General features: G+C 65.9%; 20 protein-coding genes and 1 other RNA gene. 3 read left to right on the top strand and 18 right to left on the bottom strand.

The features are described 5' to 3' along the window. Positions 1-33 precede the first annotated feature (33 nt). From JJT62_RS09180 to JJT62_RS09115, 14 genes are all read right to left on the bottom strand, one after another. Positions 34-1,578: a hypothetical protein gene (locus JJT62_RS09180; RefSeq protein ID WP_202072402.1), complete on the bottom strand. Its 1,545-nt coding sequence runs from the start codon at positions 1,576-1,578 to the stop codon at positions 34-36. After that, on the bottom strand, positions 1,579-2,499 hold the full coding sequence (gene murB / locus JJT62_RS09175; RefSeq protein ID WP_202072401.1) for a UDP-N-acetylmuramate dehydrogenase: 921 nt from the start codon (positions 2,497-2,499) through the stop codon (positions 1,579-1,581). A gap of 133 nt (positions 2,500-2,632) precedes the next feature. Beyond that, positions 2,633-4,042 (bottom strand): UDP-N-acetylmuramate--L-alanine ligase, encoded by a 1,410-nt coding sequence (gene murC, locus JJT62_RS09170; protein ID WP_202072400.1) that lies wholly within the window; start codon positions 4,040-4,042, stop codon positions 2,633-2,635. Positions 4,043-4,056: 14 nt separating this feature from the next. After that, complete coding sequence (murG, locus tag JJT62_RS09165; protein ID WP_202072399.1) at positions 4,057-5,157, bottom strand: undecaprenyldiphospho-muramoylpentapeptide beta-N-acetylglucosaminyltransferase; 1,101 nt, start codon at positions 5,155-5,157, stop codon at positions 4,057-4,059. 2 nt (positions 5,158-5,159) lie between these two features. Continuing rightward, on the bottom strand, positions 5,160-6,320 hold the full coding sequence (locus JJT62_RS09160) for an FtsW/RodA/SpoVE family cell cycle protein (RefSeq protein ID WP_202072398.1): 1,161 nt from the start codon (positions 6,318-6,320) through the stop codon (positions 5,160-5,162). After that, on the bottom strand, positions 6,317-7,744 hold the full coding sequence (murD, locus tag JJT62_RS09155; protein WP_202072397.1) for a UDP-N-acetylmuramoyl-L-alanine--D-glutamate ligase: 1,428 nt from the start codon (positions 7,742-7,744) through the stop codon (positions 6,317-6,319). The genes JJT62_RS09160 and murD overlap by 4 nt, the downstream gene beginning before the upstream one ends. Positions 7,745-7,746: 2 nt before the next feature. Then, positions 7,747-8,829 carry a phospho-N-acetylmuramoyl-pentapeptide-transferase gene (gene mraY / locus JJT62_RS09150; protein WP_202072396.1) on the bottom strand — a complete coding sequence of 361 codons (1,083 nt, stop codon included), beginning with the start codon at positions 8,827-8,829 and terminating at the stop codon, positions 7,747-7,749. A 10-nt stretch (positions 8,830-8,839) separates the two neighbouring features. Further along, complete coding sequence (locus tag JJT62_RS09145) at positions 8,840-10,258, bottom strand: UDP-N-acetylmuramoylalanyl-D-glutamyl-2,6-diaminopimelate--D-alanyl-D-alanine ligase (protein ID WP_202072395.1); 1,419 nt, start codon at positions 10,256-10,258, stop codon at positions 8,840-8,842. Further along, complete coding sequence (locus JJT62_RS09140) at positions 10,255-11,709, bottom strand: UDP-N-acetylmuramoyl-L-alanyl-D-glutamate--2,6-diaminopimelate ligase (RefSeq protein WP_202072394.1); 1,455 nt, start codon at positions 11,707-11,709, stop codon at positions 10,255-10,257. Before JJT62_RS09140 ends, JJT62_RS09145 begins: the two co-directional genes overlap by 4 nt. Continuing rightward, a complete protein-coding gene (locus JJT62_RS09135; RefSeq protein ID WP_370568512.1) occupies positions 11,709-13,496 on the bottom strand; it encodes a peptidoglycan D,D-transpeptidase FtsI family protein in 1,788 nt (595 codons plus the stop codon). Before JJT62_RS09135 ends, JJT62_RS09140 begins: the two co-directional genes overlap by 1 nt. Before the next feature lie 38 nt (positions 13,497-13,534). Beyond that, complete coding sequence (locus tag JJT62_RS09130) at positions 13,535-14,014, bottom strand: hypothetical protein (RefSeq protein ID WP_202072393.1); 480 nt, start codon at positions 14,012-14,014, stop codon at positions 13,535-13,537. Beyond that, positions 14,014-15,054, bottom strand: coding sequence for a 16S rRNA (cytosine(1402)-N(4))-methyltransferase RsmH (rsmH, locus tag JJT62_RS09125; RefSeq protein WP_202072475.1), 1,041 nt, complete (start codon positions 15,052-15,054; stop codon positions 14,014-14,016). Before rsmH ends, JJT62_RS09130 begins: the two co-directional genes overlap by 1 nt. A 338-nt stretch (positions 15,055-15,392) precedes the next feature. Beyond that, positions 15,393-15,779: RNase P RNA component class A (rnpB, locus tag JJT62_RS09120), an RNA gene on the bottom strand. 53 nt (positions 15,780-15,832) lie between these two features. Then, positions 15,833-16,363, bottom strand: a complete 531-nt coding sequence (locus tag JJT62_RS09115) for a hypothetical protein (RefSeq protein ID WP_246744791.1) — start codon at positions 16,361-16,363, stop codon at positions 15,833-15,835. 97 nt (positions 16,364-16,460) lie between these two features. On the opposite strand from JJT62_RS09115, the gene JJT62_RS09110 reads away from it, so the two are divergent. The 3 genes from JJT62_RS09110 (at position 16,461) to JJT62_RS09100 (ending at position 20,025) form a co-directional block, all read left to right on the top strand. After that, the gene (locus JJT62_RS09110; RefSeq protein ID WP_202072392.1) at positions 16,461-18,704 is read left to right on the top strand and encodes a primosomal protein N'; all 2,244 of its coding nucleotides are present in this window, start codon (positions 16,461-16,463) and stop codon (positions 18,702-18,704) included. Positions 18,705-19,008: 304 nt separating this feature from the next. After that, complete coding sequence (locus JJT62_RS09105) at positions 19,009-19,314, top strand: hypothetical protein (RefSeq protein WP_202072391.1); 306 nt, start codon at positions 19,009-19,011, stop codon at positions 19,312-19,314. A 210-nt stretch (positions 19,315-19,524) separates the two neighbouring features. Further along, positions 19,525-20,025 (top strand): hypothetical protein, encoded by a 501-nt coding sequence (locus JJT62_RS09100; RefSeq protein WP_202072390.1) that lies wholly within the window; start codon positions 19,525-19,527, stop codon positions 20,023-20,025. Between the two features lie 171 nt (positions 20,026-20,196). Here JJT62_RS09100 and hrcA read toward each other — a convergent pair whose 3' ends face one another. The 4 genes from hrcA to JJT62_RS09080 form a co-directional block, all read right to left on the bottom strand. Then, on the bottom strand, positions 20,197-21,282 hold the full coding sequence (gene hrcA, locus JJT62_RS09095; protein ID WP_202072389.1) for a heat-inducible transcriptional repressor HrcA: 1,086 nt from the start codon (positions 21,280-21,282) through the stop codon (positions 20,197-20,199). A gap of 291 nt (positions 21,283-21,573) precedes the next feature. Further along, positions 21,574-22,362, bottom strand: a complete 789-nt coding sequence (locus JJT62_RS09090) for an outer membrane protein (protein WP_202072388.1) — start codon at positions 22,360-22,362, stop codon at positions 21,574-21,576. A gap of 161 nt (positions 22,363-22,523) precedes the next feature. After that, positions 22,524-23,765 (bottom strand): glycosyltransferase, encoded by a 1,242-nt coding sequence (locus JJT62_RS09085; protein WP_202072387.1) that lies wholly within the window; start codon positions 23,763-23,765, stop codon positions 22,524-22,526. After that, the gene (locus JJT62_RS09080) at positions 23,762-25,000 is read right to left on the bottom strand and encodes a glycosyltransferase (protein ID WP_210340606.1); all 1,239 of its coding nucleotides are present in this window, start codon (positions 24,998-25,000) and stop codon (positions 23,762-23,764) included. The genes JJT62_RS09085 and JJT62_RS09080 overlap by 4 nt, the downstream gene beginning before the upstream one ends. Positions 25,001-25,047 lie beyond the last annotated feature (47 nt).

Here is a 25,047-nt window from a genome sequence, read left to right as displayed (position 1 = left end):
CGGGCCGCGCCCGAATCCCTTACCCGGCCGAAGCTATGCCGCCCCCGGAGACGGCGCAACGGCGTCCCGCCTCTTGCGGGTCCAGATTTCGATTTCCTCGGATTGCCCGGTTTTCTCATAGGCGTCGAGGACAGTGGCGCACTCCGGCTGCTTGATCGCCCACTCGCGCGTCTCTTTATCCTCGACGATGATGACGTCGGGCTTGCGCAGACGAACATCCTCGGCAAATCCGGCGAGATCGCGACGGCGATAGTCTTGCAGCAGCGCGCGCCGCGCCGGGTCGACGGCGCCCTTCGAGAGATAGGCGGCGAAGCTCGCGACCCATAGCGCATTGGGGCGGCCGACCCAGAGGCCGCCGAGCTGGCGCGTCACGGGATGGCCGAAGTCGAGCTGGCGCGCCAAGGCGATCACACGCGGATGCGACGGCGCAACACGTTCGATCGCCGCGCGCAGGCCGGGGTACTCCTCGGCGTTGACCCAAAGCATGTGAGCGCCGAACTCGAAGGGCGCGGCGATCAGCACAGGCAGGAAGACGAATTTGAAGAGCCGCCCTTCCCGCGCGGCCTTGGCGCGCGGATCGTCGCCGAGCGCGAACAGGCTCCAGGCGAGAAGCGCCAGCACGACGCCCGGATAGGCGTGATTCATCCAGCCTTTCCCCTGCAAGAAAAAGCTTGCGAGAAAGGCGGCCGAGGCGAAGGCGCAGACCCGCACGGCGGCGGGCGCCACGCCACGCGCCGAGGCGATCAAAAGCGCGCCGAGAAGCGCGAGGTTGACAGGCGCGAGCGAGCGGAAGGCGAGATTGGCCGTCGTTTCGCGCGACGGCTGATAAACATCCGCGATCACGGGCAGCGCGTAATGCGCGTAGCCCGGGAAAAACACGAGGGTCGCGACGCCATAGGCGACGCAGACGCCGACGGCGCTCGCCATTTCCGCCGTCAGCAGCAGGCGCGGCGAGCGTTCGCGAAACGCAAGGGCGAGCGCCGGCGCGATGATCGCGAGCGCGAAAAAGGGCTTGAAGCAGACCGCAAGCCCGCCGCCGAGACCTGCGAGGATGCGCAACGGCCGGGCGACGCGCCCGCCCTCGGCTGACGCCGCCAATGTCGCAAGCAAAGGCGCCAGCGCCAGAAGCGCCAGATGCTCGCGTTCCGCGAAAGCCAAAGCAGGCGCGACGAGCAGCAGGAAAACCGACAGGTTCGCGATAAGCCCCCATTCCTCGCGCGTGCGCGGGGCGCCGGATCGCAAGATCAAAGCGCTGAACGCAATCGCGAGGAAGGCCGCGAAGAACACGAGCCCGGCGACGACCGGCTCGACCGCAAGGCCCAGAGCGCGGGCCAGTCTGATCGCCGGCGCCAGAACGAGAAAGGACGCCGGGGGGTTTGGATCGGTGATGTCGACATAGGGAACAGCGCCGTCGACATATCGCTCGGCAAAAGTGATGAACCAGGACACGTCGCAATCGAGATGGCCGGCGATCTGCTGGCCGATTGCAATCAAGACCAGGGCAAGCGTCGTCCAGGGACTCGCAAGGATCGCCTCGAGCTTCGAGGCCGCGTCGGCGCCCGGCGTGTCCGCTTTCATCTAAGCGACGCCGATCCTTTTGATCTCCCAGTGCAGCTCCACGCCGCTCGTCTCCAAGACGCGGGCCCGCACCGTCTCGCCGAGATTTTCGATGTCGGCGGCGGTGGCGGCGCCGCGGTTGATGAGGAAATTGCAATGCATCTCGCTCACCTGCGCATCGCCCACGACGAGGCCGCGGCAGCCGGCGGCGTCGATCAATTGCCAGGCCTTGTGGCCTTCGGGATTCTTGAAGGTCGAGCCGCCGGTCTTTTCCTTGATGGGCTGCGAAGCCTCGCGCGCCTGCGTGATGCGATCCATCTCGGCGAGGATCGCCGTGCTGTCGCCGGGCCGGCCCTGAAACAGCGCCTGCGTGAAAATAACATCCGCCGGCGCCGAGCAGTGGCGGTAGCTGTAGCCCATATCGGCGTTGGCGAAGGCGCAGATGTTGCCCGCGCGATCGACGCCGCGCGCTTCGATGAGCGTATCTTTCGTCTCGCCGCCATGTGCGCCGGCGTTCATGCGCAGCGCGCCGCCGATGGCGCCAGGAATGCCGCGATAGAAAGCGAGACCATCAATGCCGGCGTCCGCAGCGGCGCGCGCGGCTTTCACATCCGGAACGGCGGCACCGATACGCAGACGCGCGTTTTCTTCGACGGCAATCTCGCCGAAGCCCTTCGCCGAGAGCCGGATAACCGCGCCCGCGACGCCGCCGTCGCGCACGATGAGATTGGAGCCGAGCCCGATGACGGTGACGGGGATGTCGCTTGGCAGACGTGAGAGGAAATAAGCGAGGTCCGCCTCATCCGCCGGCATGAAGAGAAGCTGCGCCGGTCCGCCGACGCGAAACCATGTGTAAGGCGCGAGCGGCTCATTGGCGGAGAGTTTGCCGCGCAACTCGGGCAGGAGGGGCGCGATGTCGGGGGTGAGATCGCGGAAGGTCATAGGCCCCCTCCCCACCCCTCCCCCGCTTCGCGGGAGAGGGAGCAGGCGCGGGTCTTCATCCACAATGCGGATCGCGAGCGTCCCCTCTCCCGCTTGCGGGGGAGGGACAGGGAGGGGGTAAACCGCCGCATCCTCACGCCTGCCCGCCCGCCGCAAGCTGCTCCGGCAGCGCATAGGCCCATTGCGTGATGTTCCCCGCGCCGAGACACACGACATAATCGCCCGGCGCCACGATCTCCCGCACCATGGCCGGCAGCACTTCCGGCGACGGCAGACTCACGGCGCGGCGATGGCCATGCGCGCGAATGGCGTTGACCAGCGCGTCGCGATCGACGCCCGCGATCGGCTGCTCGCCCGCCGCATAGACATCGGCCACGATAACAACATCCGCGTCGTTGAAGCAGGTGGCGAAGGCGTCGAAAAGCGATTGCAGGCGCGTATAGCGATGCGGCTGCATCACTGCGATGACCTTGCCCTTGGTGGACGCGCGCGCGGCGCGCAACACGGCGCCGATCTCGACCGGATGATGACCGTAATCGTCGAACACCTGCACGCCATTCCATTCGCCCGTGCGCGTGAAGCGGCGCTTGACCCCGCCGAAGCCCGCGAGCGCCTTGCGGATCTGATCCGGCGACAGGCCGAGCTGATAGGCGACAGTGATGGCCGCCGTCGCGTTCAGCGCATTGTGATGGCCCGGCATCGGCAGCAGCAGGTTTTCGAGGTAGGTGGCCTGCGCGGTCTTGCGGTCGCGCAACAGCACGTTGAAGCGCGACACGCCGCCTTCGAGATTGACGTCCAGCAGCCGGACGTCGGCCTGCGGATTTTCGCCATAGGTGAAGACGCGCCGATCCTCGATCTTGCCGACGAGCTCCTGCACGGTCGGATGATCGAGACACATCACCGCGAAACCGTAGAAAGGCAGGTTTTCGATAAAGGCGCGGAAGGCTTCCTTGATCGCGTCGAAAGTGTGGAAGTGATCGAGATGCTCGGGATCGATATTGGTGACGATCGCGACGTCGGCGGGGAGCTTCAAAAAGGTGCCGTCGCTCTCATCAGCCTCGACCACCATCCAATCGCCGGCGCCCAGTCGCGCATTGGTGCCATAGGCGTTGATGATGCCGCCATTGATGACGGTCGGATCGAGCCCGCCGGCGTCTAGCAGCGTTGCGACGAGAGACGTGGTCGTCGTCTTGCCATGCGTGCCGGCGATGGCGACGCATTGCTTGAGGCGCATCAGCTCCGCGAGCATTTCGGCGCGGCGCACCACAGGCAGGCGCTTCTCGCGCGCCGCTACCAGCTCGGGATTGTCGCGCTTGATCGCGGTCGAGACGACGACGACGGCGGCTTCGGCCAGATTCTTCGCGTCATGGCCGACGAAGACCCTGGCGCCCTTTTCGGCGAGACGCTTCACATTAGCGTTTTCGGCGGCGTCCGAGCCCTGCACCGTGTAGCCGAGATTGAGCAGCACTTCGGCGATGCCCGACATGCCGATGCCGCCGATGCCGACAAAGTGAATGGGGCCGAGATCGCGCGGCAGTTTCATTCCAATGTGTCTCCTTAAGGCGCGCGGCTTTGGGCCACGTTCAAAATCAGATCGGCCAGACGTTCGGCCGCGTCGGCGACGCCGACGCGCTTGGCGGCTTCAGCTTTTTGCGCGAGCGCCTGCGGGGCGTCGATGATCTCCGCGAGACGCGCAGTCAGGAAGGCCGGCGAGAAGTCGCTTTGCTTCACCGTCTCCGCCGCGCCGGCCTGTTCGATGACGGCGGCGTTTGCAGCCTGATCGCCGTCGAGCGATTGCGGCAGCGGCACCAGCAGCGACGGTCGGCCGATGACCGCAAGCTCGGAAACGGTCGACGCGCCCGCGCGCGCGATCACGAAATGCGCCTGCGCAATGCGCAGCGGCAGATCTTTGAAGAAGGGCGCGATCTCCACATCGACCTTGGCGCTCTCATAGATCGCCTCGACGCGGGGGATGTCCTCGGCGCGTGTCTGCTGCACGAGCCGGACGCGGGACCGCAAATGATCTGGCAGAGCGGCGATCGCCTCCGGCACAATATCCGCCATCACGCGCGCGCCCTGCGAGCCGCCGGTGACGAGAAGCCGGAAAGTTCCGTCTGCGAAATCGGGATAGGCGCGCTTCGCCGCCTCCAGCACCGCCGGCCGCACGGGATTGCCGGTGACGACGACCTTGCTTTGCAAAGCGGGCGGCACGGCGAGATTGGGAAGTCCCGCGGCGATCTTGTCGACATGGCCGGAGAGAAAGCGGTTGGCCTTCCCCATGATGGCGTTCGACTCGTGCAGCGCGGTGGGGATTTTCAGGAAAGACGCCGCGAGCAGCGGCGGCACGGTGGGATAGCCGCCAAAACCGATCACAGCGCGCGGGCGCAACCGGCTCATGACCTTCGCGGCCTGCGCTGTGCCATAAGCAAGCTGCGCAACGGCGCGCGCCTTCTCAAACAGCGAGCCGCCGCGCGGCGTCGCCGAGGGAATGCAATGCATCGCGCGCGCCGGAAAGCTCCCGCCATAAGCCAGCGCCCGCTCGTCGGTGACAAGCTCCACCGCAGCGCCGCGGGCTTCGAGCGCATGCGCCAGCGCCTCGGCCGGAAAGAGATGGCCGCCGGTGCCGCCGGCGGCGAGAAGAATGGGCCGATCGTTCATTGTCAGGCCGCCGCCGGCACAGGCCCGCTCGTCGCGGCGACCTCGGTCAGCACACGCGTGCGCGGGCGCTTGCGCGTGACGGCGAGCAGGAAGCCCATGCCGAGCGACAGCGAGATGAGCGACGAGCCGCCATAGGAAACGAAAGGCAGCGTCATGCCCTTGGCGGGCATGAGGTGGACGTTCACCGCCATATTGATGCAGCTTTGCAGGCCAAAGAGCATGACGAGCCCCGCCGTCGCAAAACGGCAGAAGGGGTCTTCATTGCGCGCGGCGGAGAAGAGCCCCCGCACCACGATGAAGGCGAAGACCATTGCCAGCACGATGCAGACGATGACGCCGAACTCCTCGCCGATGACCGCGAAGATGAAGTCGGTGTGCGAGTCGGGCAGGATGCGCTTGACCGTGCCTTCGCCCGGCCCCTTGCCGAACCAGGAACCCGCCTTGAAGCTTTCGAGCGCCGTCTCGGATTGGAAGTTCGTCGGCACGCCGGCGACGGGCGGCGGCGGCTCGAGAAAGGCGTCGACGCGCGCGCGCACATGTGGCGCAAATTTGTAGGCGAGCAGCGCGGCGGATGCGCCAAGGCCGCCAAGCCCGACGACCCAGATGAGATGCAGCCCCGCCATGAAGAAGAGTGCGGCCCAGACGACGGAGATCAGCATGGTCTGGCCGAAATCGGGCTGCAGAACGAGCGGCCCGATCGTCGCCGGGAAGAGAAGAAGCGCGAGCCAGTTGCCGGGAACGTCCTTGCGCCGCGCGCCTTCCGAAAAGGCCCAGGCGACGACGACGACAAAGGACGGCTTGAGGAACTCCGAAGGCTGAATGCCGAAGATCCAGCGCCGCGCGCCTTTCACTTCCTGGCCGAAGAACAGCGTCGCGACGACGAGCGCCAGCGACACGACGAAAACGACGAGCGCGGCGCGGCGCACGTGGCGCGGCGACAGGAAGGAGGCGCCGATCATCACCGCCAGCGCCGGCAGAAGATAGGCGACCTGGCGATTGACGAAATGGAAGGTCGAAAGATGCAGCCGCTCCGCGACCGGCGGGCTGCCCGCCATACCGAAGACGAGGCCCGCCACGATGAGAAGCGCGATGCCGGCGAGAAGCCAACGATCAATGGTCCATGCCCAATCGGAAATCGGGGTTCGCTCGGCGCGCGAAATCATGGGTGCTCTCCTCTGCGAGCGGCGATGACGGCGGGCAATCCGTTGACGAGGGCGCGGAACGCGTCGCCGCGCGCCTCGAAATTCTTGAATTGGTCGTACGAGGCGCAGGCGGGCGAGAGCAGCACGATCGGCTCCGCAGCATCGCCGTCGAGCGCATCGAAGGCCGCGCGCATGGTCGCGACGTCGAGCGTCTCGCAGCGCTCATAGGGCAGCGCCCCGTCGAGCGTGCGCGCGAAATCGTCGCTCGCATGGCCGATGAGATAAGCCTTGCGAATGCGCGGGAAGTAAGGCCGCAATGGCTCGATGCCGCCCTCCTTCGCCTTGCCGCCGATGATCCAGTAGATGTCGGCAAAGCTCGCGAGCGCTTTCTCGGCCGCGTCGGCGTTCGTCGCCTTGGAGTCGTTCACGAAGAGCGTGCGCTCGATGCGACCGACCTCCTCCATGCGATGCGGCAGGCCGGGGTAGCTCAGCAGGCCGCGGGCGATTTCCTCGTCCTCCAACCCGCATTCCCAGGCGGCCGCGGCGGCGAAAGCGGCATTCTGCGCATTATGCGCGCCGCGTAGCGCCCTTGCGCCTTGCAAAGAGCCGAGGAGCTCGACCTCTTCCGGCGGATGGCCTTGCTCGCGGAAATAGACGCCGCCGTCTTCGACATAAAATCCCCAATCCAGACGGCGCGCGGCGGAAACCGGCATGACGCGCTGCCCGGGTTTGGGATCGGCGGAGAGGCGCGCGCCGATGGCGTGCGTATAGGCGTCGTCGACGCCGACCAGCGCCACCTCGGCACCCGCGACGAGTCGCTCCTTCACCGCCGCGTAATTCTCCATCGCGCCGTGGCGGTCGATGTGATCGGGCGTCAGATTGATCAATATGCCGATCGTCGGATTGAGCGAGGGCGTGAGATCGATCTGGAAGGAAGAGCACTCGATCACATGAATGCGTTCGTCCGACGGCGGCTCGAGATCGAGGATCGGCACGCCGATATTGCCGCCGAGCTGTACGTCGCGGCCGGCTTCGCGCAGAATATGCGCAATGAGCGCCGTCGTCGTCGATTTGCCATTGGTGCCGGTGATGGCGATGAAAGGCGCCCCGCCAGCATGCGCGGCGCGTTCGCGGCAGAAAAGCTCGATGTCGCCGATGATCTCGACGCCGGCGGCGCGGGCGCGCGCGACCGTCCAATGCGGCTCCGGATGGGTCAGTGGCACGCCGGGAGCAAGAACCAGCGCGTCGAAAGACGACCAGTCGCTGTCCGACAAATCTTCGAGCGGCACGCCATTCCGTGCGGCGGCGAGCCGCCCCGCTTCGCCGTCGTCCCAGGCGCGCACATTGGCGCCGCCCGCCATCAAAGCTTTCGCGGTGGAGAGCCCCGAGCCGCCGAGGCCGAAGAGGGCGACAGTCTTGCCTCTGAATGTTCTGACCGGCGTCATGGTCACCTCAGCTTGAGGGTCGAAAGACCCATGAGCGCCAGAACGAAGGCGACGACCCAGAAGCGGATGACGATCTGCGGCTCCTTCCAGCCCTTCTTTTCAAAGTGATGATGGATCGGCGCCATCAGGAAGATGCGTTTGCCGGTCGCCTTGAAATAAGCGACCTGAATAATGACCGAGGCGCCTTCGAGCACGAAGAGTCCGCCGACGATGACGAGCACGAATTCCTGCTTCACCGCTACTGCGACTGCGCCGAGCAATCCGCCGAGCGCGAGCGAACCGGTGTCGCCCATGAAGATCTGCGCAGGCGGCGCGTTGAACCACAGGAATCCAAGCCCGGCGCCGATCAGCGCGGAGCAGACGATGGTGAGCTCGCCCGCGCCAGCGACGTAATTCACGCCGAGATAATTCGAGAAGATCGAGTTGCCGACGAGATAGGCGAAGATCGCGAATGTGCCGACCGCGATCATCGACGGCACGATGGCGAGGCCGTCGAGACCATCGGTGAGATTGACGCAATTGCCCGCGGCGACGATGACGAAGGCGCCGAAGACGATGAAGAACAGGCCCAGCGAGGCGACGTAGCCTTTCACCATCGGTATGGCGAGGTTAGACATGTTCTCGCCCCCCACTTTCATCATCAGATAGCAGGCGATGCCGGCGGCAAGGAATTCGAGCGCGAGGCGCGCCTTGCCTGAGAAACCGGCGTGCGATTGTTTCGTCACCTTCAGGTAATCGTCGTAAAAACCGATCGCGCCGAAGGAGGCCGTGACGAAGAGCACGATCCACACATAATAGTTGCGCAGATTGGCCCACAGCAGCGTCGCGGCGATGAGGCCGGAGAGGATCATCAGCCCGCCCATGGTGGGCGTGCCCTTTTTCGTCAGAAGATGCGACTCGGGCCCATCCTCGCGGATCGGCTGGCCCTTGCCCTGCTTGAGGCGCAGCGCCGCGATAATGTTCGGGCCGAAGAAGAAGACAAAGAACAGCGCCGTCGCCGCCGCCATGGCGGCCCGGAAGGTGATGTAGCGAAAGATGTTGAGCGGACTGTAGAGATAAGACAGATCCGCGAGCAGCGTCAGCATACAGTAGTCCTCAACTGGCCATCTCGGGCGCGAATTTCGCTTTCGCCGCAGCGACAATCTTCGACATGCGCGTCCCGTTGGAGCCCTTGATCATGACGACGTCCCCCGACCGAATTGCGGCGAGGACGGGCTCTTCGACCTCCAGCGCCGTGGCGCGATGGGCGGCGCGCACGGCCTCCGGCGCGGCGTAGAAGAGCTGCTGCATCAGCGGCCCGGCCGTGAACAGCAGATCAACCTTGGCGTGCGCGACATCCTCCGCCAGCGCCGCGTGCAGATTCCCGCCTTCTGGTCCAAGCTCCAGCATGTCGCCGAGCACCGCGATGCGGCGCCCGCCCGCTCTCGGCGCCGTCGCGGCAAGAAGCTCCAGCGCCGCGCGCATGGAGGTCGGATTGGCGTTGTAGCTCTCGTCGATGAGCGTAAAATCGCCCTCGTCGACGGGAAGCGTCTCACGCTGGCCGCGCCCCTTGGGTGGCGCGAAATCGACAAGCGCCGCGGCGGCCTCTTCGAGATCGAGATCGAAAGAAACGGCGATCAGCAGCGCGGCGAGCGAATTGAGCGCGATGTGCTTGCCCGGCGCGCCGATGAGGTAAGAAAGCCGCCGGCCGAGAATCTCGGCCTCTATCTCGCAGCCGCCATCGATCTGTTTATAAGAAAGCAGCCGCGCCTGCGCGCCTTCGGCCTCGCCGAAATCGAGAACATGCCCTGCATAAGGCGCAGCCGCCTCTGCGAGCCGCTCATATTCCGCGTCGTCGCGATTGATGATGGCGACGCCGCCTTCGAGGCCCCCGAAGATTTCCGCCTTGGCGTCGGCGATGGCCTCGAGAGACGCGAAATGCTCGAGATGCACGGGCGCGACGCGCGTCACCACAGCGACATGCGGGCGCACCTGCGCGGCGAGTCCGGCGATTTCGCCGGCGTGATTCATGCCGATCTCGAAAACGCCAAAGCGCGACGACGCCGGCATCCGCGCCAGCGACAGCGGCACGCCCCATTGATTATTGTAGGAGGCAATCGACGCGTGCGTGGCGCCAAAATGCGCCAGCATCAGCCGCGTCATGTCCTTCGTGGAGGTCTTGCCGACCGAGCCGGTGATGGCGGCGATGAAGGCGGCGGTGCGGTCGCGCGCGCGCATGCCGAGAAGCTCCAGCGAACGCTGCACGTCCTTGACGACGAAAAGGGGCCCGGCGCCTGCAAGCGCACGCGCATGTTCTTCGTCGATCACCGCCGCGGCGGCGCCCTTCTCGAAAGCCGCGTGGACGAATTCATGGCCGTCGCGCGCCTCGCCCTTGATGGCGACGAAGAGATCGCCGGGCTGCAGCGTGCGCGTGTCGATCGAGACGCCCGTCGCTTGGCGGGCGAGCGCGCCGCTGACGCGGGCCTGCAAGGCGCCGACGAGCGCCAGCCCCGACCATAGAGGTTCCTGCTTCATGAGCTGTGCTCCTGCAGCGCTTTCGTGACAGCTTCGTGGTCGGAAAAGGGCAATATGCGATTGCCGACGATCTGGCCAGTCTCGTGCCCCTTGCCGGCGACCACGAGCGCGTCGCCGGCGCAAAGGCCCGCGACGGCCTGGGATATGGCCTCCCCCCGGTCGGCGATCTCGATGATCTGCGCCGGACCGGCGCCTTTGGCGCCGTCGATGATGGCGGCGCGAATCAGCGCGGGGTCCTCGCTTCGGGGATTGTCGTCCGTGACGATCGCGACATCGGCGGCGCGCACGGCGATCTCGCCCATCAGCGCCCGCTTACCCTTGTCGCGATCGCCGCCGCAGCCGAAAATGACGATCAGCCGGCCTTTGGTCAGCGGCCGCAGCGTGGCGAGCACTTTTTCGAGCGCGTCGGGCTTATGGGCGTAATCGACGAAGACCGGCGCGCCATTGCGGGCGCCGACGAGTTCGAGGCGGCCGGGAGCGCCCTGGAGATGATCGAGCGCGGCGAAGACCCGCGCAGGATCGTCTCCGGACGCGATAGCGAGCCCCGCTGCGACCAGCGCGTTGGACGTCTGGAAGGCGCCGGCGAGCGGCAGTTCGATCTTATAGTCCTTCCCGGCATGGCTGATGTCGAGGCTCGTCGCCAGCGCGTGCGGACGCGCGTCTTTCAGCATGATGGCCTCGCCCTTGGCGCCGACGCCGAAGACGCTCAGCCCACGGGCGTTGCAAACCGCGGCGACGCGCGCCGCCACATCGCTATCGGCGTCGGTCACCGCCGTCTGGCCGGGCTGCAGCAGCGTATCGAAGAGGCGCATCTTCGCCGCGAAATAGTCTTCCATGTCGCGGTGGTGATCGAGATGGTCGCGCGAGAAGTTAGTGAAGCCCGCTGCAGCGAGCCGCACGCCGTCGAGGCGGCGCTGATCGATGCCGAGCGAGGAGGCTTCCATCGCGAGATGAGTCACGCCCCCCTCGGCGAGTTCAGCCAGCGTCTTGTGCAATTCGACAGGCCCGGGCGTCGTCAGCGCGCCATAATGGGCGCCCTTGGAATCGACCACCCCGACCGTGCCGAGCGAGGCCGCCTCATGGCCCATCGCCGCCCAGATCTGGCGCAGAAAGGCGACGACGGAGGTCTTGCCGCTCGTGCCGGTCACCGCGACGATTGTTTCCGGCTGGCGCGGATAGAAGCGCGCCGCCGCGCGCGCCACGGCCGCCCGCACATCTGGAACGACGACCAGCGGCAAGGCGCATTCGGCCGCGCGCTCAGCGACGACGACCGCCGCGCCACGCGCCTTGGCGTCCCCCACAAAAGCAAGACCATCCCCGGCATGGCCAGGGATGGCGAAAAAGGCAAAGCCCTCGCTGACGACGCGGCTGTCCGCCGACAGGCCCGCGATCTCGATGTTCCCGATGGAAGGGTCGAGGTCGCTCAACGCGAGGAGTTCAGAGAGACGCATCAGTGGCCACGGCCTCCGGCAGCAGGAACATTGGCCATGCCATAACCGAGTTTGGCGAGCAGCGGGAAGGGCATATGCGGCGGCTCGAAGCGCGGCGCGAGGCCGAGGATCGGGCCGGTGCGCTCGATGATCTCGCCGGTGACGAAGCCGGCGTTATAGGCGGCGGTGGCGTAGCCGCCGTCCTCGGGCCGACCCTGCGGCTCGTCCATGATGGTGAGGAAAAGATATTTGGGCTTGTCCGACGGCGCGACGGCCATGAAGGTCGTGAACAGGCGGGTCTTGCTGTAATGGCCGCCGACGACCTTTTCCGCCGTGCCGGTTTTGCCGCCGACGAAATAGCCGTCGACATTGACCCTTTTAGCTGTGCCGATCTCGGCGTTGAGGCGCATGAGATAGCGCATGGCCTCGCTCGTCTCGGGTTTCACCACTTGCACGGCGTTCTTCATCGCCTCTTCCTGCGAGCGCTTGAGGAAGGTCGGCGTGATGAGATAGCCGCCATTCATCAGCGCGCCAACCGCCATCATCGCCTGTAGCGGCGCGACGGCGAGACCATGGCCGAAGGCGATGGTCATAGTGTTCAGCTCGCTCCAGTTCTTCGGATAGATCGGCTCGGCGCTTTCGGGCAATTCCGTGCGCATGCGCGTGAGCTGGCCCATCTTGCGCAAATAGGCCTTGTGCTTCTCGACGCCCTGCCCCATCGCCATGCGCGCCGTGCCGATGTTCGAGGAATAAGTGAAAACCTCCGGCACTGTCAGCGCGCGGTTCTGCGCGTGATAATCGTGGATCTTGAAACGGCCGAAGGAAAGCGCGCCGCGCGCGTCGAGGCGCGAACCGAGATTCACTTTGCCCGAGTCGAGCGCCATCGAGATGGTCAGCGCCTTAAAGGTCGAGCCCATCTCATAGACGCCGACATTCATGCGGTTGATGTGGGTAAGGTCGAGCGCGTTGGCGTTTTCGTCGGTCGGATGGTTCGGATCGTAATCCGGCAGCGACGCGAGCGCGATCACCTCGCCTGTATTCACTTCCAATATGGCTGCGGCGCCGGCTTTCGCCTTGAAGCGCGTGACCCCTTTCTCCAGCTCGTCGCGCAGCGCATGGGTTGCGCGAATGTCGAGCGAGAGCGTGATCGGCTGAAGCTCGTCGGGCGTAGCGCCGAAGCCGAGATTATGCAGATCGGCGAGCCCTTGCCCGTCGATATATTTCTCGATTCCGGCAATGCCCTGATTGTCAATATTGGCGAAGCCGAGCACATGCGCGCCGATCGGTCCGTTCGGATAGACGCGCTTATTTTCGGCGATAAGGCCGACGCCCGGCAGGCCGAGATGAAACACTTCGTCGCGCTGATGCGGCGTGACTTCGCGTTTCACCCAGACAAAGCCCTTCTTCGAGGCGCCAAGACGCTCGCGCAATTCTTTTGACGGGACGTCGGGCAGAACGGCGGTGAGAAGCTCCGTCGCCTCGTCCTTGTCGATCAGGCGCTTTGGCTCCGCGAAAACCGACATCACCTTGACGTCGCTCGCCAGCACTTCGCCGTTGCGGTCGAGAATATCGGGACGCGAGGCGGAAACCGCTTCGGCGGCCGGATGACGGACCGTCTCCGGCTTGAAGCCGAGATAGACGAGCTTTGCGCAAATGACGCCGTAAAGGACGAGGAAGCCGAGTGCGGCGAGGCGCATGCGCGACGCGCTCGTCTGAAGGCTTGTCGAAAAGACCGCGCGGATCATGCCCGCATATTTCGACGGCTTCCTGGTCGGACGCGACGGCGGCGTTTCGAGCATGTCCGGCATGGGCTCGGGCGTGGGCTCCCAGTTGGGCTGACGCTCTGTCATGGCTTTTTGGGCTCGCGGCTCGGGCTCTGCGGATTGGCGCTCGGCGCCTTGTTGGTTGCGACTGTCTTGGGCGTCGCCGTCTTCGGCTTGGCGGCCTGCGGCTTGGGCGTCGTCGTCGGCGCGCTCGGCGCCGCCGAAGGCGTCGCGGGCGCGGAGAGGCCAATCTCGCTGAGCTTGGCCCCGATCGCGTCGCTATGGGTCTTCTGCGGCAAGGCCGTCGCCGGCACGAGCTGCGACACCTGAAGCGGCTTCAAGTCGGGCAAATATTTGTCGGCGAGCGGCTGCAGGCGCTCGGGGCGCGTCATATAGGCCCATTCCGCCCGCAAAACGGCGATCGCGTCGCGCTCGGCCTTGATCTCGAGCTTGGTCTTGGTGATCTGCTCCAGGCGATAGGCCGTCTGATATTTGATCGTATAGGCGTAGACCGCCGAGCTGATCAGCGCCGCCACCGCGAGAATGTTGAGAAGCCGGAGCATCAGACTTTTCCTTTCTCGCGCGTCGGCAGGCGCACGAGCCGCGTGAGCTTGTCGGCGAGCGGCAGCGGAGCCGAGGCGTTGCGCGTCGCGTGGCGCAGCTTGGCCGAGCGGGCGCGCGGATTGGCCTCGACTTCCGCGCGCGTCGGCGCGATCGGCTGGCGGCCCTCGCAGATAAAGCTTGTTTCCGGCGGCGCGGCTTCGCCGGGCAGGCGGCGCGAACCGGTCTCGCCGCGCCCCGAGCGCTCGGCGAGGAACTGCTTGACGATGCGGTCTTCAAGCGAATGGAAGGTCACGACGACGAGCCGCCCGCCGGGGCCAAGCGTGCGCTCCGCCGCCGCGAGGCCGTCGAGCAATTCGCCGAGCTCATCATTGACGGCAATGCGCAGCGCCTGGAAGCTCTTCGTCGCCGGGTGAATATCGCCCGGCCGCCCCGGCGCGACGCGTGCGATCATCTCGGCCAGCGCCTTGGTGGAAGTGAAAGGCGCGAGATTGCGGTCGTGGGCGATGGCGCGGGCGATGCGGCGCGAGGCGCGCTCCTCGCCGTAGTAATAGAGAATATCCGCGAGCGTCTCTTCGTCGGCCTCATTGACGATATCGGCGGCGGAGACGCCCCTGCCCTCCATGCGCATATCGAGCGGGCCGTCGCCGCGAAAGGAAAAGCCGCGCTCGGCCTGGTCGAACTGCATGGAGGAGACGCCGATGTCGAAGACGACGCCATCGAGGGGGACGAAGTCTTGCGCGCGCGCGACCTCTTCGAGATGCGAAAAGCGCGCCTCGACAAGCGTGAGCCGCCCCTGCGCCTGCGCCACGAGACCCGCGCCGCCGGCGATGGCGGTGGGATCGCGGTCGAGCGCCAGAACCTTCGTATCGGCGGCGGCAAGCAGTGCGCGCGTATATCCGCCGGCGCCGAAAGTGCCGTCGAGATAGCGCCCGCCGTCGCGCGGCCGCAGCGCGTCGATCACCTCATTGAGCAGCACGGGCACATGCCGGGCCGGAATTTCCCCGGCTGGCGGCTCATCCGCGCCGCGGTCCTTCCCCATCACGCTCGCCCTCGCATTCGCCATTGCCTTCGCCCCGACGCGGCGGACATGCGCGACCGGGCCCTCGAGAGGCTCACGCGCGGTCCGAAAGCGTCGCGGCGAAACGGGTTGGCGGGCCATGGTTCTTCAAAGCGTCGGCGGAGCGGCGGACAAGCCGCGGCGCCGCCTCCGGCGCCAAACAGCATTAAGCTTTGTTAGTATTAAGAGAGGGTTACCGGCCCCCGCGAGAATTCGCGTCAATTGCCCATCGTCGCGAGCGGAGCGAAGCAATCCGGAGCAGCTATTGCGGCCCTGGATTGCTTCGCTTCGCTCGCAATGACGGCCCGCCCAAAAAACCGGGCGCCAGTCGGCCTGTAAGCCGGGTTCTGTATGGCGTTGGCCGGTTTCCCGACCCCCGCGTGACGGCCATTCCTCTGGGACGGTCGTCGCCGACCGCCTCGAGCAACCAACCCGGGCGACGTCCCGGAGACGGGTCGAAAGCTTTGAGAGCCTTCAGTCGCCCCTATTCGGTTTTGCTCCCGGCGGGGCTTGCCATGCCCTGAAGCGTTGCCGCTCAGGCGGTGCGCTCTTACCGCACCCTTTCACCCTTACCGGGCGTGAAGCCCGGCGGTTTGCTTTCTGTGGCGCTTTCCCTGGGGTTGCCCCCGCCGGACGTTATCCGGCGCCGTGTCTCCGTGGAGCCCGGACTTTCCTCTGCATGACGCAGCGGCCGTCCGGCCGACTGGCTCGTTTTAGGGATAGGGACCGGGAGGCGGAAGGTCAAGGCGCGACGGCCTGCTCAACCGCGCAAGAGCGGCGTCGTCTCGTTCCATGCCGCCTGCCCCGCCTCTCGCGCCCGCGCGGAAACCAGCGCCCCGGCCGCAAGCCCGAAGGCGAACGCAATATAAGAACCGACCATCGACTTCTTCGAGAGCGCCAGCTCCCAACCCGGCGTGAAGCGATGCGGCGTCGCGCCATAATCGACGGCTGCCGCGATTCCCGACATACCGAAGGCGTCCCGCAGCAGCTCCCACATCGAGCGCGGCGGATTGCGCGCCAGCCAGGCCTCGAAAAACCCCGCCCATAGCACCGAAGAGAGGTGGTGGGTGGCGAAGCCCACCAGCGTATTGCGCGCGGTGGGTGCCTCGACTTTCGCCGCCGCGTCGCCCTGAACCCAATGGCTCGTGGCGTTCAAGGGCTGCAACGCCCCCTTCCCCTCGGCCTTGGCGAGCGCCGCCAGGGCCGCCGCCGAGACGAGCGCCGCGACAGTGCCCGTCGTCACCGCCGAAACGCCGAGCTGCGACCAATTGCTGTCCAGGACCTTCGTCATGCTGGCCTCCCGAGAACGTCTCCGGCAGGAGCAACCACAGGGAGCGGGCTTCGTTCCGCGGCTTCCGGCGGCGCATGAGATGCTTTAAGCCGTCGCCATGAGCGCGGCGCAGGATGAATCGAAAGGGGCCCAGACCGTCGACGTGCTGGCGCCGGTCGCCGTCGACACGCCCTATTCCTATCTCGCCCCGCCCGCTCTCGGTTTGCAACCGGGCGACAGCGTCAAAGTTCCGCTCGGCGCGCGCGAGGCCTATGGCGTGGTCTGGTCCGTGGACGACGCCGAAAGACCGCGCGGCAATCTCAAGACCGTCATCGCGCGTCTCGACCGCCCGCCGCTCTCGCAGAAGCTGCGCGACTTCATCGACTGGCTCGCGCGCTACACGCTGACGCCGCGCGGCATGGCGCTACGCCTTGCAACCCGCGCCGCGGAGGAAGCCGCGCCCGATACATTGCGCACGCTCTATCGCGCGGGCGGGAAAAAGCCTGAGCGCCTCACGCCCACACGCGCGCGCGTGTTGGAGGCGGCGCAAGGCGGCATGGCTTTCTCCAAGAAGGCGCTCGCCGAGGCCGCCGCCTGCTCGACGGGCGTGATCGACGGACTCGTCGACGAAGGCGCGTTAGAGACAATTGCAGCGCCGCCGGAGCCCGTCGCGCGCGCGCTCGACCCCGAATTCGCCGCGCCCATTCTGGAGCCCGCGCAACGCGAAGCGGCAGACGCATTGACCGACGCCGTGCATGCGCGCGCGTTCAAACCCTTTCTGCTCGAAGGCGTCACTGGCTCCGGCAAAACCGAAGTCTATTTCGAGGCGATCGCCGCCGCCTTGAAGGACGGCGGCCAAGCGCTCGTGATGATGCCGGAGATCGCGCTCACCGCGCAATTTCTGGAGCGCTTCGCATCGCGTTTCGGTGAAAAGCCGGCGGAATGGCACTCGGGCGTCTCCCAGCGCAAGCGCGCGCGCATCTGGCGCGCGGCGGCGACAGGGGAGTTGAGCGTCGTCGCGGGCGCGCGCTCGGCGTTGTTTCTCCCCTTCCGCGACCTTCGCCTCATCGTCGTCGATGAAGAACATGAAGGCGCCTATAAGCAGGACGACGGCGCCTCTTATCACGCGCGCGACATGGCGGTGGTGCGCGCGCGTATCGAGAACGCAGCGATCGTGCTCGCTTCCGCGACGCCCTCGATCGAAACGCGCGTCAATGCCGAGCGCGGACGCTACGGCCATTTGCGGCTACATGCGCGCGCCGGCTCCCGCACCATGCCGCTGCTCGAGCCGATCGACATGCGCGTGGAAGGCGCAGAACGTGGACGCTGGATTGCGCCGCGGCTTGCGCTAGCGATGGGCGAAACCATTGCGCGCGGCGAACAGGCGCTGCTCTTTCTCAACCGGCGCGGCTATGCGCCTTTGACGCTGTGTCGCGATTGCGGCCATCGCTTTCGCTGCACGCAATGCGACGCCTGGCTTGTCGAACATCGCTTCCGCCGCGCCCTCGTCTGCCATCACTGCGGCCATACCGAGCGGCGCCCGGATACTTGCCCGGAATGCGGGGCCGAAGATTCGCTGACGGCTTGCGGCCCCGGCGTCGAGCGCCTCGCCGAAGAAGCCGCGACGCTCTTTCCCGACGCGCGCATTCTCGTGCTCTCGTCCGACTTTCCCGGCGGCGCCGAGAGGCTGCGACGCGAGCTCGACGAAATCGCCAAAGGCGCCTTCGACATCGTCATTGGCACGCAGCTCGTCGCCAAAGGCCACAACTTTCCGCATCTGACATTGGTCGGAGTCGTCGACGCCGACTTGGGGCTCGGCAGCGGCGATCCGCGCGCGGCCGAACGCACTTTTCAATTGCTCAACCAAGTCACCGGCCGCGCCGGACGCGGCGATAAGCCGGGACGCGCGCTCATTCAAACATTCCAGCCCGAGCATCCGGTCATCGCCGCGCTGCTCTCTGGCGACGCGGAAAAATTCTACGCGCAGGAAATCGCGTTGCGTGAACGCGCCGGACTGCCGCCCTTCGGGCGCCTTGCGGCGCTTATCGTTTCGGGCAAGGACGCGGCCACGGCGGAAGCGCATGCGCGCGCCTTGGCGCGCGCCGCGCATGAATTGCCGACGTCTCCGCGCTATCGCGTCGCCGCGCTCGGCGGATTGCCCGAGGCCGAAGAGATCATGATGCTCGGTCCGGCCGAGGCGCCGATCGCGCTCATTCGCGGCCGCTTTCGCTACCGTCTGCTCGTGAAGGCGCCGCGTAGCGCCGACGTGCAGTGCTTCCTGCGCGATCTCATTGCGGCGGCGCCGAAGGAACGTGGCGGCGTGCGTGTGCAGATCGACGTCGATCCGCAGAGTTTTCTCTGAAGATTGCCGAGTAGGAATCGCCCCCTCCCTGTCCCTCCCCCGCCATAGGGCGTCTGCAAGACGCCCGTCTCTCGACGGGCTTTGGCAGGAGAGGGGACGCTCGCGATCAGCGTTGTCGATGCAGGCTACGCTCTACTCCCTCTCCCGCCATAGGGCGTCGAAAGACGCCCGTCTTTCGACGGGCTTTGGCGGGGGAGGGTTGGGGAGGGGGCCAGCCGTTGAAACTACGTACCCCGGCGACAGATAGCACTGACCACAAAGCGCTTATGCGCGCTTTGCTCTTTCCTGCATGGAAGGATGAGAGATGAAAATCAGGTCAGTCTTCTTCGCTACGCTCGTGGCGGGCGGCGTCGTCGCCGTTGCGCCGCTCGCTTCCGCCATGACTCTGGCGCCGCTAAAGGCCCCGGGCGTCACTCCGCAAAACGTGCACTCCGTCATGATCTGCGAACATGGCCGCTGCTTCTGGACTCGCAATCACTGGGGTTACGGAGGCGACCACTGGGGCTACGGCGGCGGATGGCGCGGCGATCACTGGGGTTACGGCGGCGGATGGCGCCGTGATCACTGGCGCAATCGCGACTACGACTGGGATCGCGACGATTGGCGCTGAGCGCGGAAATGCGCGTGACACATGGCTCGCGGCGCAACCGCGAGCCTTTTTATTTTGGATCGCGCGCCTTCGGGCGCGCAACTGTGAAGCGAGCCGGAAGGCTCGCGGTCCTCCCAGCGCGCGTTGAAAGCGCGGAGGCGCGCGACAGATAGCAGGCGCCTCTTCGCATGAGGAGGAAATGGCCTGCCTTCAGCAGGAAAGGACGAATCTATGAAGACGCTTCTCTTGCTCGCTTCCATGGCCGCCGGCGCAGTCGCGCTTGCGGCGCCAGCCTCCAAGGCCATGCCGCTCGCGCCCGCCGGTCAGGATGGCGGCGTTGTGCAAGCGCATGGCGTTCGCATCTGCGACGACGACGGCGATTGCTGGTGGTCCTACCGGCGCCACAGCGGCGGATACTGGGATGACGATCACGACCATGGCTGGCGGCACGGCTATCGCCATCACGATGGAGATTATGATTACCGCCGTTACCGTCGCGATTACGATCGGGACGAACGTGACGAGCGCAGCGAATATCGCGATCGTGACCGGTATGGCCGCTGGGATGACGAGCGCGGCGGGATCGACCGCGATAAACACCATGAGCGTCAAGGCATGGAGAAGAATCGCGAACGGGAGCAAAGCGCTCGTGACGAAGGCAAAGAGCAAGGCAGGGAATATCGCTCCGAGCAAGGGATGAAGGAGCATGGCGGACAGTCGAAGAAGGACTGATGCCATTCCGTCTGAACAGCTCGCATCGGCGCGTGTCATTCCCGGCGCCGGTTTTACTCAGAGCCCGTCAGTGCGAGCGAAGCGAAGCAATCCAGGGCGGCGATGCGGCCCTGGATTGCTTCGTCGGCTCCGCCTCCTCGCAATGACGGCGGTGACACCGAAATGCGCGTGTTACGCGCCGCCGACGACGCGCGCGACGATCTTCGCGGTGTAATCGACCATCGGCACGATGCGCGCGTAATTCAGGCGCGTCGGGCCGATGACGCCGAGCGCGCCGATGATGCGCCGCTCGCTGTCGCGCAAAGGCGCGGCGATCATCGACGAGCCGGAGAGCGAAAACAGCTTGTTCTCGGAGCCGATGAAAATCCGCACGCCCTCGCCTTGCTCGGCGCGCTCCAGAAGATCGATCACGCCGGTCTTTGTTTCGAGATCGGCAAATAGCAGGCGCACGCGCTCGAGATCGGCGGCGGCGGTCAAATCTTCGAGAAGATGCGCCTGGCCGCGCACGATGAGCTGGCGATTGTCGCTCGGCGCGCCGCCCCAGCTCGCAAGCCCCTGCTGAACGAGCCGCGCGGTCAATTCGTCGAGTTCCATCTGCGCGGCGCGGCGCGAGGCTTCTATCCCGTCGCGCGCCTCCGCCAGCGTGCGGCCGATAATGCGCGCGTTGAGATAATTCGCCGCTTCGATCAAAGCCGAAGCTGGCAGATCGCGCGAAACGGGAATGACGCGATTCTCGACGGTACCGTCGTCGGCGACGAGAATGGCGAGCGCGCGCTCCGGCTCCAGCCGCACGAAATCGATCTGCTTGAGGCGCACATTCTCCTTGCTCGCGACGACGACTCCGGCGACGCGCGCCAGGCCCGACAGCAGACCCGTCGCCTCCGCCAGCACGCCTTCGAGATCGTGATCCTTGGATGCGGCCTCGACCTCCGCCGCGATGCGGGCGCGCTCGGCTTCTTCGAGATCGCCGATCTGCAAGAGCGAATCGACGAAAAAGCGCAGACCGAGCTCGGTCGGCATGCGTCCGGCGCTGGTATGCGGCGCATAGATGAGACCAAGCTCCTCGAGGTCCTGCATCACATTGCGAACCGAGGCCGGCGACAAGGTCATGGGTAGAAGGCGCGAGATCTGCCGTGAGCCGACAGGTTCACCCGTGGCCAGATAGCTGTCGACGAGCTGCCGAAAGATTTCCCGCGAACGGTCGGTGAGCAACGACAGGCCCGATGCGGAGGGAACAATCGGCGATGGTCGGATCATGGGCATAAGAATAACGCATCGGCGCGCGGCGTCGAGAATCAAAAAAGCCCGGCCGCCTGGGCCGGGCTCTGGCTGCTGACAAAGTAGTGGTAACGCCCCTCGCGCTTCGAGACGCCTGCCGCGCAGGCTCCTCAGCATGAGGAGCTTCTGCTACTGCGCCAAACACTTAGGCCTCATCCTGAGGAGCGAGCGACGCTCGCGTCTCGAAGGACGAGGCCGCCTCGGAGGTTTGTCAACAAACTGAGCCCGGCCGCCTGGGCCGGGCTTCTCCTCGAAGCGGTCGTGGAGGGATTAAATCCCCAGATCGGGCATGCCGATCAGAGCGCCCAGGTTCTTGACGCGGTAATTGACGCCGATGCGCGCGATATGCGTGTCGAAGCCATTGCCGGTGAAGGTGCGGTAGGCGTTGGGGTAGCCCAGGCCCGAGCCATGCGTGCCCTGCAGGCTCGAATAGAGATATTCGGCCTTGACGCTGATCTTGTCGAACAGCGCGTATTCGAAGCCCGCGCCCACCGTCCAGCCGGCCTGCCAGCTCGAGGCCGAGGTTGGGAAGAGATAGCCCGCGACGCTGTCCACGCCGCTGACGTGCAACTGGCCATAGGCGAGGCCGCCCGTAACATAGGGCATGAACCGGCCAAAGGCGTAACCGATACGCAGACGTTCGGCGCCGTACCAGCGCAGGCGGCTGTAGAGTTGATTGCCCCAATTCCAGCCGCCGGTGACGTTGCTGCTCACATCGGCGTAGTTGAACTCGGACTCGTAGCCGAGCACGATACGGTTCGGCAATTGCCAATCGGCGCCGCTCTGCACGCCGACAAGATAGCCTCTCGTGCCGAGGTTGGTCGCCACATTGTTCCAGTTGACGACCGGAGTCGGGCCAAAAGCGGTGACGTTGGACAGATAGCCGGTCGAGCCGGCGCCATAGCCGCCGCTGATGCCGAGATGATATCCGGTCCAGTCAAAGCCAATTGCCGGCGGGGGCGGCGGCGGAGCCTTATAGCTCGGAAGATCCGCGGCGGTCGCAACGCCGAAAGACAGGATCGACGCGGCAGCGCCAAAAACCGCAGCCTTAAAATTCATATGTAGTCTCCAAGAGCAAGGCCGCCCGGTCTCCGGCGCAGCAACATGTCGCAAAAGTAACACCGCATAACTGATGAAGAAATTACGCGCGCGCCCTGTTCGGCGAATTTACCGGCCGCGTTGCCGTGGAGTCACACTTTCATACAATCATCTGATTTTTATCAGGAAACATTAAGAGGACGCCCCAGGAGCGGAGCGGCCAGCGCGCCAAGGTTGCGCTGATAGGCGGCAAGCGAGAAGCGGGTCTCGTAATAAATGCGGGCCGCGCTCACGCTGCGCTGCGAATCGTCCTGCGGCGTCATGGCGGCGGCCGAGCGCAGCGCGGCGGCGAAATCCTCCGCGGTTTCGGCGAGCGTCACGCCGGGGAGCGAGAGAGCGTCGCGATCCATGCCGCGCAGGGCTTGCGGCGTCGCAATGAGCGGCAGACCGCTCGACATGGCCTCGACCGTCTTGATCGACAGCCCGGTTCCGCTGATCGTCGGCAACAGGACAAGCCTGGCGCCGGCGTAGACGGCGCCGGGGTCGTCGACCCGGCCCAGAAACCAGTCCTTATAAGCCGCATATTGCTCGGGCGCGCGGGCGCGCACCCCGGCGTCGACGCTGCCGGCGATCCTGACCGTCACGCCCGGCGCTTTTGGCGCGACCTCGCGCAGAAACCAGATCAGGCTCTCGACATTGGCCGTGTTGTTGCTGGAAACGATGACGATGTCGGACCCGCCAGGGCCCGTCGGCGCGGCGGGCGTCGGCGGGTAAAGCAGCGCGTGGCGCTTCTCGGGCAGGAGCGCGCGGAAGTCCTCCGCCTCCTGCGCATTGAGATGCAGCAGAAGATCGGCGCCGCGCATCGCCGAAAGCTCCTGCGCCAACATCGCCTCATAGGTCGCGCGCGGCGAAAGCCAGTGCATGCGCTCATTGATGAGCGCGAACTGCCGCGCCTGCAGATCATGCGTATCGAGTAAGATCGGCGCGCGCCCCCGCGCCAGCCGCCGCGCCACCGGCATCAGGAAAAAGTGGTTGCAGTGGATGAGGTCGTAGTCCTGCGCCTCGACCAGCGGCGACAGCGCGGCGCGCTCCGCCATCCCCAATCGAATCGCCGCCTGATCGCCGTGGATATAGGGCCACAGCGTCTGCGTCAGGAACCGCGGGCCGAGCATGGCGTGGAACGGCGCGCCGCCGTAATAGCGCGGGCCAGACTCAAGCTCGGGCGTGGCCTCGGTAAAGCCCTTCCAGATCCGGGCGCGGCCAGGGACGAAACCGGGGTCGGAGCTGATGGCGATCGGCAGCACCTCGGCCCCGAGCGCCCGGTAAGCCTCGATCTGTCCGAGCACGACGCGATAGGTGCCACAGGAATGCCAGGCCGGATGGATGAGCGCCACGCGCCGGCCGGCGAGAGAGAGTTCGCTCATAGGGGAAGGCTTTCCAGCTCGGCCGCCAGCGCCCGCGCGTAGGCCTGCGGGCTGAAGACCTCCTCGTAGAACTTACGCGTGTCGCTTGCGGCCGCGGGCGTTTCGCCGGCGTCGGCGCGCGCCTGCGCCTCGCGCCAAAGCCGGGCGAATTGCTCGGCGTCCTCGGCCAGAGAGACATTCGAGAGGGCTGACGGATCGACCTTCATGCCGCGAAAAGCAAGCGGCGTCGCGATGAGAGGCGCGCCGCAGGAGAGCGCCTCCACAGCCTTGATGGAGAGGCCATGCCCCTCGACCGTCGGCAGCAGGACGCAGCCCGCCTTGGCGTAGACTGCGCCGATATTCTCGACCCGCCCCCGGAACAACGCGCGATGCGCCTCATAGAGCGCGGGATCGCGCTGCTTCACGCCCGCGTCGATATTGCCGTAGATCCCAACGCGGGCGCCGTGGGCGCGTGGGACGACTTCCTGCAAAAGCCAGCGCAGGCTCTTGTAATTGGCGTAATTGTCGCTCGCGACGATGATGATCTCGCCGCCCGCCGCGCGCGGCACTTCGAGTACGGCCGGGTAAATCAGCGCATGACGCGCCTGCGGCAAAAGCGCGCGAAAGTCGCGATCTTCCTCCTCATTGAGATGCGCGCAGAGATCGGCGCGGCGCATCCAATCGAGTTCGACCGCCAGCATCTCATCGTAGCCAACGTAAGGCGGAATGAAAAAGCCGCCCTGATTGCGCAGCACATATTGCCGCGCCTGAATGTCCTGCGTCTCCAGAATCACCGGAACCCGCCTGCCCCGTTTCAATCGTTCGACGAAGGACAGCGTGAAATAGTGGTTGGCGTGAAAGAGATCGATCGCTTCGAGATCGTCCGGGACCGGGACGCGCTTGGCGATCTCGATCAGCCATGACGCCTGATCGCCATGGATGAGGCGCCACCAGCCATCGAGGAGCATCCGCGAAGCCAGAGCGGCGTTCGGCGCGCCGCAGAAATAGCGGCGATCAGCGCCGATGTCGCGGGTAGCGGCGAGATAGGACGGCCAGCGCCCGCCATCCGGCGCCGGCGGGGTCAGCGCGTCCATCATCGCGATGGATAGCACGCGCGCCCCAAGCGCCTGATAGGCGGCGATCTGACTGACGTTGACCTGATAGCTGCCGCAACTGTGCCAGGCGGCGTGGACGACGGCGACGGTCTTCCCGGCGAGCGGCCGCGCGGAAGGCGGCGTCTCCGAAATCTGCCCCAATCGACCGCCCCCTTGCTTTTGCCCGAATTTTACAAGTACACCCCCTA

This window comes from Methylocystis sp. Sn-Cys (assembly GCF_016745395.1).
In the GTDB taxonomy this organism is placed as follows: Bacteria; Pseudomonadota; Alphaproteobacteria; order Rhizobiales; family Beijerinckiaceae; genus Methylocystis; species Methylocystis iwaonis.
The sequence above is the reverse complement of the archived record's forward strand: the minus strand, read 5'-3'. Positions and strand labels throughout refer to the sequence as shown.

Coding starts and splice junctions, on each gene's coding strand:
- JJT62_RS09180 (WP_202072402.1), bottom strand. CDS start 1,578: ATGAAAGCGGACACGCCGGGCGCCGACGCGGCCTCGAAGCTCGAGGCG.
- murB (WP_202072401.1), bottom strand. CDS start 2,499: ATGACCTTCCGCGATCTCACCCCCGACATCGCGCCCCTCCTGCCCGAG.
- murC (WP_202072400.1), bottom strand. CDS start 4,042: ATGAAACTGCCGCGCGATCTCGGCCCCATTCACTTTGTCGGCATCGGC.
- murG (WP_202072399.1), bottom strand. CDS start 5,157: ATGAACGATCGGCCCATTCTTCTCGCCGCCGGCGGCACCGGCGGCCAT.
- JJT62_RS09160 (WP_202072398.1), bottom strand. CDS start 6,320: ATGATTTCGCGCGCCGAGCGAACCCCGATTTCCGATTGGGCATGGACC.
- murD (WP_202072397.1), bottom strand. CDS start 7,744: ATGACGCCGGTCAGAACATTCAGAGGCAAGACTGTCGCCCTCTTCGGC.
- mraY (WP_202072396.1), bottom strand. CDS start 8,829: ATGCTGACGCTGCTCGCGGATCTGTCTTATCTCTACAGTCCGCTCAAC.
- JJT62_RS09145 (WP_202072395.1), bottom strand. CDS start 10,258: ATGAAGCAGGAACCTCTATGGTCGGGGCTGGCGCTCGTCGGCGCCTTG.
- JJT62_RS09140 (WP_202072394.1), bottom strand. CDS start 11,709: ATGCGTCTCTCTGAACTCCTCGCGTTGAGCGACCTCGACCCTTCCATC.
- JJT62_RS09135 (WP_370568512.1), bottom strand. CDS start 13,496: ATGCCGGACATGCTCGAAACGCCGCCGTCGCGTCCGACCAGGAAGCCG.
- JJT62_RS09130 (WP_202072393.1), bottom strand. CDS start 14,014: ATGCTCCGGCTTCTCAACATTCTCGCGGTGGCGGCGCTGATCAGCTCG.
- rsmH (WP_202072475.1), bottom strand. CDS start 15,054: ATGGGGAAGGACCGCGGCGCGGATGAGCCGCCAGCCGGGGAAATTCCG.
- JJT62_RS09115 (WP_246744791.1), bottom strand. CDS start 16,363: ATGACGAAGGTCCTGGACAGCAATTGGTCGCAGCTCGGCGTTTCGGCG.
- JJT62_RS09110 (WP_202072392.1), top strand. CDS start 16,461: ATGAGCGCGGCGCAGGATGAATCGAAAGGGGCCCAGACCGTCGACGTG.
- JJT62_RS09105 (WP_202072391.1), top strand. CDS start 19,009: ATGAAAATCAGGTCAGTCTTCTTCGCTACGCTCGTGGCGGGCGGCGTC.
- JJT62_RS09100 (WP_202072390.1), top strand. CDS start 19,525: ATGAAGACGCTTCTCTTGCTCGCTTCCATGGCCGCCGGCGCAGTCGCG.
- hrcA (WP_202072389.1), bottom strand. CDS start 21,282: ATGATCCGACCATCGCCGATTGTTCCCTCCGCATCGGGCCTGTCGTTG.
- JJT62_RS09090 (WP_202072388.1), bottom strand. CDS start 22,362: ATGAATTTTAAGGCTGCGGTTTTTGGCGCTGCCGCGTCGATCCTGTCT.
- JJT62_RS09085 (WP_202072387.1), bottom strand. CDS start 23,765: ATGAGCGAACTCTCTCTCGCCGGCCGGCGCGTGGCGCTCATCCATCCG.